Source organism: Rhodothermales bacterium (genome assembly GCA_034439735.1).
Lineage (GTDB): Bacteria > Bacteroidota > Rhodothermia > Rhodothermales > JAHQVL01 > JAWKNW01.
On record JAWXAX010000178.1, the window covers coordinates 1 to 7338 of the forward strand.

Consider the following 7338-nt stretch of genomic DNA (forward strand, 5'->3'; position numbering starts at 1 on the left):
ACCGCCCCCGCCACCCCGGGCAATTATCCGTACCTGTGCACCTTTCCAGGGCACTGGCGCATCATGCAAGGCGTGATGGTAATAAAGTAAAAAGTGATAAGGCAAAAGGAAAAAGTGGAAATCAAGCATAATGGATGTGGGGAAGATGCATATTCCTAAACACTACAACCCGTTTTACCTTTTGCCTTTTGCCCTTTTCATTCTGGCCTGTTTTATTCCAACGGCCATCGCTCAGCCCTCCGTCGTCCGCGGTTTTGTCACCGATGCCGCGACGGAGCAGAGCCTACAGGGTGCCACGGTGGTGCTGCGAAATGACGCCGGCGCCTTCTTCGGCGTCGCCACCGACGGCGACGGGTATTTTATCCTCAACCGGATTCCGGCGGGCGACTACGCGTTTCAGGTGTCGTTCATCGGGTTTGTACCCCATGAAACCGCGCTAACGCTCGGCGCCGGCGAAGCGCGGCGGATAACCATCGCGCTGGCGGCCCGCCAGGCCGAACTGGGCGAACTGCTGGTCGAGGCCGAGGTGGAAACCGGCGTAAGCACCGTGACGGCCGGCCTGGAGTCCATCGCGCCGGCGCAGATCGAACGCGTGCCCATGCCCGGCGTCACGGGCGACCTCGCCAGTTATCTCCAGACCGTGCCGGGCGTGACCGTCCAGGGCGATCAGGGCGGGCAGTTTTTTGTGCGCGGCGGCGCGCTCGATCAGAACATCGCCTACCTGGACGGCATGCCGGTGTACATGCCGTTCCACGTTCTCAGCTTTTATTCCGCCTTCCCCGAGGAGATTATCAACCAGGCCGATGTCTACACCGGAGGATTCGGGGCCCGGCATGGGACGCGCATCTCGTCGGTGATGGATGTCCGCGCACGGAACGGCAACAAACAAAACCTCGCCGGCGCGCTCTCCATCGCCCCGTTCCTGAGCACCGCGCGTATCGAGGGCCCGCTCGTAAAGGATCGTGTATCGTTCCTCGGCTCCGTACGGCAGTCGCTCGTCGAGCAGATCATGCCCAATGTGCTGGGCACGGCGCTCCCCTACCACTTCGGCGATCAGTTCGGGAAGATCCACGCCTTCATCAACCCGAACCACAGCTTCTCGATCACCGCGCTCAATACGTTCGACCGTGGCAAGCTGGGCGCGACGAAGAAGACCTCGCTCGGGGAAGTGGATAGCAACGTGCCCGACGACAGCTCCGAGGTGGCCTGGCACAACACGGCCTTTGGCGGCCGGTACACGTATCTGTCGGATGGCCTCCCGATCCTGGCCGAAGCCTCGGCGAGTTATTCGGACATGTCGAACGAGATCGGCCCGCGCGAAGAACGCGACCGCACCGCCGGCATTGAAAGCATAGAAGGCCGGCTGGATCTCACGTATTTCTTGAGTCGTGGCGAAGTGCGCGCCGGCGGCATGATGCGCGCATCGATCCTCTCCTACCGCCTCGGCGGGCAATTCCAGGGGACGCCCGACGTTGCCGAAAACGACCTGCACGAGGTGGTGGGCTATGCGGAATACGACGCCCCGTTGGCCGGCGGCCGGCTCCGCATCACCCCGGGGATACAGCTCTACAGCCTGCCCGATCGGGGAGATGTATGGGTAGATCCCCGGTTTCGGATGAGCGTCCAACCCGGCGATGCCGCGCACGGTCTGCAGATCAACGCCGCGTGGGGCATCTACCATCAGGCGATTGTCGGCCTGACCGACGAGCGCGACATCGGCAACCTGTTCACCGCCTGGGTGCCGGTGCCCGCAGACGGCAACGTGCCCTCGAGCATGCACACGATCCTGGGCGCAAAATACCGTATCCAGGCCGGCGTCACCGTTGCCGCCGAGGCGTTTTATAAGGACTTCCAGCACCTGAACGTCCCCATTTTCAGCGTCCTCCCTACGTTCACGACGGCGCTGCAGGAAGCGAATGGCCAGGCACTGGGCATCGACGCCCGGATCGACCTGCGCGACCGGCCCTTCTGGTTCGAGTCGTTGTTTGATGGTTACATTAGCTACGCCGTCTCGAAGGTCGAGTACGAAACCACGACGTTCACCTACACCCCCGGGCACGACCGCCGGCATCAACTAAACGCCTTGCTGCACGCCCAAAAAGGCGAACTGGGTATCACGGTGCAACTCGCTTACGGGACAGGCTTCCCGTTTACCCAGTCGAGTGGATTCGACGTCTGGCTCGTATTGACGCCGGACGTCGACGTGACGACGGAGCCCGGGCAGGAGCGGATCGCGTACGCCGAGCCGTTCGAAGGCAAACAGCCGGCGTATCAACGTGTCGATGTATGGTTGGAGCGGCGGATTGAACGCAAGCGAACCGTCGCCACGCTCCGCGCCGGCGTCGTGAACCTGTTTAATCGATCCAATTTGTTTTATTTCGACCTGTTCACGTTCAAACGCGTGGATCAGCTTCCGCTGGTGCCGTCGATCGGGTTCAAGGTGGAATTGCGCTGATATGACCCGATTGCTTTCCTGGGTGCCGTTTGTAGTCGCCGGCGTGTTTTTTTCCTCCTGTGAGGACAGCTTCATCGACCCGTTTGCCAACGACAGCAAATACTTCACGCTGTACGGGTATCTGGACGAGTCGAAAAATTTCCAACCTGGCACCCTCCACGCCGTGCGCGTCATCCCGATCACCCGGTCTTCTCAGGTCATCGAGAACCCGGACGATTCCAACGCCCGGATCGACGCCGAGGTGTTTAGCATCGATCTAGAGACCGGCCAGGAAGTCCGCTGGGGGTATACTCTGGAGGAACTGGCCGACGGCACCTACGGGCACCTGTTCCAGACCCGCTTCTTCGTAAACGCCGGCAACACCTACCGCCTGGAGGTCCGCCGCTCGGATGGCATCGTGGCCCGCGCCGAAACACAGGTGCCGGCTACGACGAGTATCGTTTCCGTGGCCGAGGAGCCGTTGGTGACGGACGGCGTGATGCGACAGGACGTGCTGTTGCCCGGGGTGAGGTCGCTCTGGGATGTGGAGATCGTGTATCAGCTGGGGGACGCGATCTGTTTCCAGGGATCGCCGGCCAGGGTTTCGTATGGCCGCGTGGGGGCCTCGTCCACGGCCGGCTGGCGGCTCACCGTCAACCTGACGGACGACGTGCGCGCGCTTGAGCAACGGCTGGGGACCAGCAACTGGCGCGTCTGTTCGATTGGCATCCGGACCCGCATCCTGGATTCCGCCTGGACGCCACCGGACGATGTCTTCGACCCCGAGACGCTGGCGCTGCCCGTTTCCCTCAGCAATGTCGAAAATGGCTACGGATTCTTTGGTTCTGTGGGGTTGTTGCAGGCGAACTGGCCATTCAGCGAGGCGAACAGCGCGTTGCTGGGCCACTGACGGGCGCGACGGCCGTCGTCAGCGGCGGAGGCGGGGGAAGAACTGGTTGGCCACGTGGCTGGCGAGCAGACTGGAGGTCTGGGCGAGGAATCCGGGGATACTTTTCTTGAAGCCGGCCCGCTCCGTCTCGTCGGCTTCGAAGCGGCGGAGGTAGCGATCGATCTCGCGTAGCACCCCCCGCGAATGACCGTGCAGGGAGAGCTGCTCGCGCGTCCGGCCGAGCGCCTCCAGAAACAACGTCACCCAGTGTTTCTCCGAGTCGTTCCTGAGCGTCAACACGACGACGTGTGGGTGCGCCTCTACCCGCGTAAGATAGGTAGCCGAGACACGCGCCCAGACGGTGAAACCATCGCGGTGAAGCACCTTGAGGAGAAACGCCGTGTGGTCCACCTGCCCATCCAGCATGGCCGCGCCGAGTGCGTCAAACGCGAGGCGGGCCTCCTCCCGGCCGGCGGGATGTAGGATCTGCCAGACATCCCGTTGAACGGCATCGGGGCTGTAGCCGGTCAGCGTCTGAACCTGCTCGTCCACCCTCAGCGGGACCATGCCCAACGGCTCGAGCCGGCAGACCATATGGGAGGCGCATCGAGACGGCTCGGCCCGGTAGACGGTCTGCGCGCTGTAGGCCTCGTAGTCGTGCACCAGGGATTCAAACGCCACCCTGGACGCAAAAAAAGCGGCGGCATACTCCCAACTGGTCTCTCGCCGCTTGAGCGCTTCCTCGAGTTCGGCCTGCGCGCTACGTACGAGGCCGACGAGTTCATTACACATGCGGCTGTAGTGCGCATCGAGCGCACCCGCATGGTCCTCTGGAAAAGCCAGCATGATGTGATGGAAAGATGAGATCGGCAGAATGGCGGACGGCCAGTATAGCACATCATTAACCGGTTGTCTATCAGGGTGCCGGCGCAATGAGGTGTCCTCCAATTGACCTACAGGAACACTTCCAGGGTATCTCGGGCGGAGCGAAAGATCGGGGTCGGGTACGGGCGTACACGAAGCCGTTCGAGACCCTTGCGGACGGCCGCTTGCTCCCTCGGATCTGGCGCTTGAGGCGACGTACAGTGCGACGATACTACCGTGGATTGCGCTACAACCACATGTGCAGTACGTCCACCATCCCGGTTCGACCCTTCTCCGCGATGCGGTCGTCGTCGGAACGCGTCTCAGCGTAACGTTCTAGTCGCGCGCGTCTCGACCTGCATTCTTATTGCTCGCCATAACCTATCCGACTCGCATGACGACGTTTTTTCGCAACCTGTCGATTAGTCGTAAGCTTCTTGTTGGCTTCGGGGTGCTCGCCACGATCGCCGGCCTGAGTAATCTGCTGGCCTTCGGGGTTCTGATCCTGGTGCAGGACGCCGCCCGCATGACGATCCAGAAGGAAGTGCCGCATCAGACAGCCCTGCTGGAGATCCAGAAGCTGACGACCGAGGGCCATCTCTGGTTTGAGGAGATCATGTCTGGCGACGAAGGAGAAGACGTCAATCAGGTGTTCGCCCTGTGGCAGGAAGCCAGCGTGTTATCCAGCGCCCTGCTGGCGAGCGGGAAAGTCGACGGCCAGGTGTATCTACCGATCGAAAACGTCTATGCGATCACCTCGGTGGAGGAGTTGCACGAGCACCTCACCGAGCTGATCGCGGTGGGTCGCGAGCGGTATGAGGGCTTCAAAAACGATACAACGGCCGCCGGCAGCAATCTCGACGAGCAGTTCGACGCCGTGTACGAGGAGGTGATACGCCAAAGCGATGTGGCGCTGGAGGCTATTCGGGTAGATCTGCACCTGAGCGCCGCCTCGATAGAGCGGACCTATACTACGGGGTGGATGAGCATGTTAGCCTTTCTGATAGCCTCCTTTGCTATGGCGTGGGTGAGTTTACGAAACATCAGCCGGCTCATCGTAGCCCCCATTACACGGCTCAATGAGGTGGTTGCGGCCGTCCAGCAGGGTGATTTGAACCAGAAGGTACAGGTGGATTCGAAGGACGAGACTGGATTCCTGGGAAGCGGTATCAACCACATGGTGGAGGGCATTCGAGAGGCGCGGCAATCCATGCAAGACGAAAAACAAGCCGCCGATCGGGAACGCCTGAAGGCGGACGACCAGCGCGCCTATCTGGCCCACCATTTCGACCTTATGTTGAAGGCGATGAACCGGTTTGCACAGGGCGACCTGACCGTGCATCTCACCGCGGAGAAATACGACTCCGTGGGCCAGCTGTTCGACGGCTTTAATCAGGCCGTCGGAAACCTGCGTCAGCGGATCGAACACGTCAACAAGGCGATCGACCACACAACGACCACGGTGGAGCAGATCCGGGCGTCGACGAGCGACCTGGCCGCCGGCGTCCGCCTCCAGTCGGAACAGTCCCACGAAGTGGCCCTCGCGGTCGAGGAAATGGTGCAGACTATCGTCGAAAACTCCCAGAATGCCTCCCATACGGCAGAACTGACCGAGCGAAACGGCAAAGAGGCCCGCGAGGGTGGCGAGGTGGTGCAGGCGACAGTCGATATGATCCGCCGGCTCGCTCATATCGTAGCGGACTCCGTCGGCACGGTGGAGCACCTGGGCGCATCGAGCCAGAAGATCGGCGAAATCGTGAAGACGATCGACCAGATCGCAAACCAGACCAACATGCTCGCCCTCAATGCCGCCATCGAGGCGGCGCGCGCCGGCGAACAGGGCCGAGGCTTTGCCGTCGTGGCGGACGAGGTGCGCCGCCTGGCGGAGCGGACGACAAGCGCCACCACGGAAATCGCGCAGATGATCCGCACCATCCAGTCGGAGACCCTGCGCGCGGTGGGCACGATGCGGCTCGGGAACGAAGAAGTCGAGCGCGGGATGGTGTTGGCCGACAAGGCCGGCGTGGCCCTGGACAAAATCGTCGGCGGGACCTCGCGCACGGTAGAAATGGTGACGCAGATCGCGGCAGCTTCCGAAGAACAATCGACCACCAGCGAACAGATCGCCTCGAACGTGGATATGATCTCGCGGGCCACCAGCAACGCATCGGCCGGCATCACCCAGATCGCCCAGAGCACCGAGGACCTGAAAACACTCACGGAGGAACTCCGCTCGCTCGTCGCATACTTCAAACTCGGGCACGACCACCAGACCTTCGCGCGCGCGTAAACGGCCTGACCTGGAAGCGCGGCTATGCCGTCTGTTTTGCCTTGATCTGGACCAGCACCATCTCGTTGCCGTACAGGTCGAGGAAGTGGGCGACAACGTGTTCGCCGGTCTCTGCCGGCTCGCGCTTGAACACCACGCCCCGCTCGCTCAGCATCTGGTAGTCCGCCGCGCAATCGGGCGTATAAAAAACGAGCAACGGATGCCCCAGGGACTGCCGGCCGACGAGGTAGCGATTCTCGTCGTCCGCCATCCAGAGCCACAGGCCCAGGCCGGCATCCTTGCTCCCGACGTGCAAAAATCGATAAGGCGGGGCCGATTGATCGGCAATCACTTCCAGCCCGAGTTTATCGACGTAAAACCGCAACGCGTCGTCATAGTCATGGACGAGCACCGTCAGGCGCCCCACTCGAATTCCCATCTGTTCTTCGTGTTCTTGCCGCGGGCGGCATCCAGATCCGTTATCATGAATTAGTCGTCCTCGTAATCCTTCCAGGAGGATAGGTTTCGAAGCGGGGCGTTCAGGTGCGGAATCGTCACATTCAGGCCCTTAAATGACCCGGGCGCGCCACGTCAACCGCACAACCATCGAGCCACCTGCTCGTCCGTGAGGTTGCCGCCGCAGAGTACGGTCGCCACGCGAGCATGGGCGAACGCCAGCTGATGTTCGATCAAGGCCGCGATCCCGACGACCGCCGAGGGCTCGGCCACGAGGCCGGCGTGGCGGTGAACGAGGCGCATAGCCTGGATAATCGATTCTTCCTGAACCAGGATGGCGTCGTCGACCCAACCCTGCATATCCTCCACCGCCTCCTGAATCGGCGTCCGCACGCCGATGCCGTCTGCTATGGTCTCGATCCGGTC

Annotated in this window: 6 protein-coding genes; 3 read left to right on the top strand and 3 right to left on the bottom strand. The window is 61.8% G+C overall.

The window, feature by feature from the left end:
- Nucleotides 1–145: 145 nt before the first annotated feature.
- Both SH809_13695 and SH809_13700 read left to right on the top strand, forming a co-directional pair.
- Nucleotides 146–2455, top strand: a complete 2310-nt coding sequence (locus SH809_13695) for a TonB-dependent receptor (GenBank protein MDZ4700757.1) — start codon at nt 146–148, stop codon at nt 2453–2455.
- A 1-nt stretch (nt 2456) separates the two neighbouring features.
- Nucleotides 2457–3344 (top strand): DUF4249 family protein, encoded by an 888-nt coding sequence (locus tag SH809_13700; GenBank protein MDZ4700758.1) that lies wholly within the window; start codon nt 2457–2459, stop codon nt 3342–3344.
- Between the two features lie 18 nt (nt 3345–3362).
- On the opposite strand, the gene SH809_13705 is transcribed toward SH809_13700, so the two are convergent.
- Entirely contained in the window at nt 3363–4169 is an 807-nt protein-coding gene (locus SH809_13705) for a hypothetical protein (GenBank protein MDZ4700759.1), read from the bottom strand.
- Nucleotides 4170–4581: 412 nt separating this feature from the next.
- Here SH809_13705 and SH809_13710 point away from each other — a divergent pair, with 412 nt between their 5' ends.
- Nucleotides 4582–6477, top strand: coding sequence for a methyl-accepting chemotaxis protein (locus SH809_13710; protein MDZ4700760.1), 1896 nt, complete (start codon nt 4582–4584; stop codon nt 6475–6477).
- Nucleotides 6478–6499: 22 nt separating this feature from the next.
- On the opposite strand, the gene SH809_13715 is transcribed toward SH809_13710, so the two are convergent.
- Together SH809_13715 and SH809_13720 are read right to left on the bottom strand one after the other, a co-directional pair.
- On the bottom strand, nt 6500–6895 hold the full coding sequence (locus tag SH809_13715) for a VOC family protein (GenBank protein MDZ4700761.1): 396 nt from the start codon (nt 6893–6895) through the stop codon (nt 6500–6502).
- Between the two features lie 152 nt (nt 6896–7047).
- Nucleotides 7048–7338 (bottom strand): pyridoxal-phosphate dependent enzyme (locus SH809_13720; GenBank protein MDZ4700762.1); only part of this gene is annotated, 291 nt, incomplete at its 5' end.

Coding starts and splice junctions, on each gene's coding strand:
- SH809_13695 (MDZ4700757.1), top strand. CDS start 146: ATGCATATTCCTAAACACTACAACCCGTTTTACCTTTTGCCTTTTGCC.
- SH809_13700 (MDZ4700758.1), top strand. CDS start 2,457: ATGACCCGATTGCTTTCCTGGGTGCCGTTTGTAGTCGCCGGCGTGTTT.
- SH809_13705 (MDZ4700759.1), bottom strand. CDS start 4,169: ATGCTGGCTTTTCCAGAGGACCATGCGGGTGCGCTCGATGCGCACTAC.
- SH809_13710 (MDZ4700760.1), top strand. CDS start 4,582: ATGACGACGTTTTTTCGCAACCTGTCGATTAGTCGTAAGCTTCTTGTT.
- SH809_13715 (MDZ4700761.1), bottom strand. CDS start 6,895: ATGGGAATTCGAGTGGGGCGCCTGACGGTGCTCGTCCATGACTATGAC.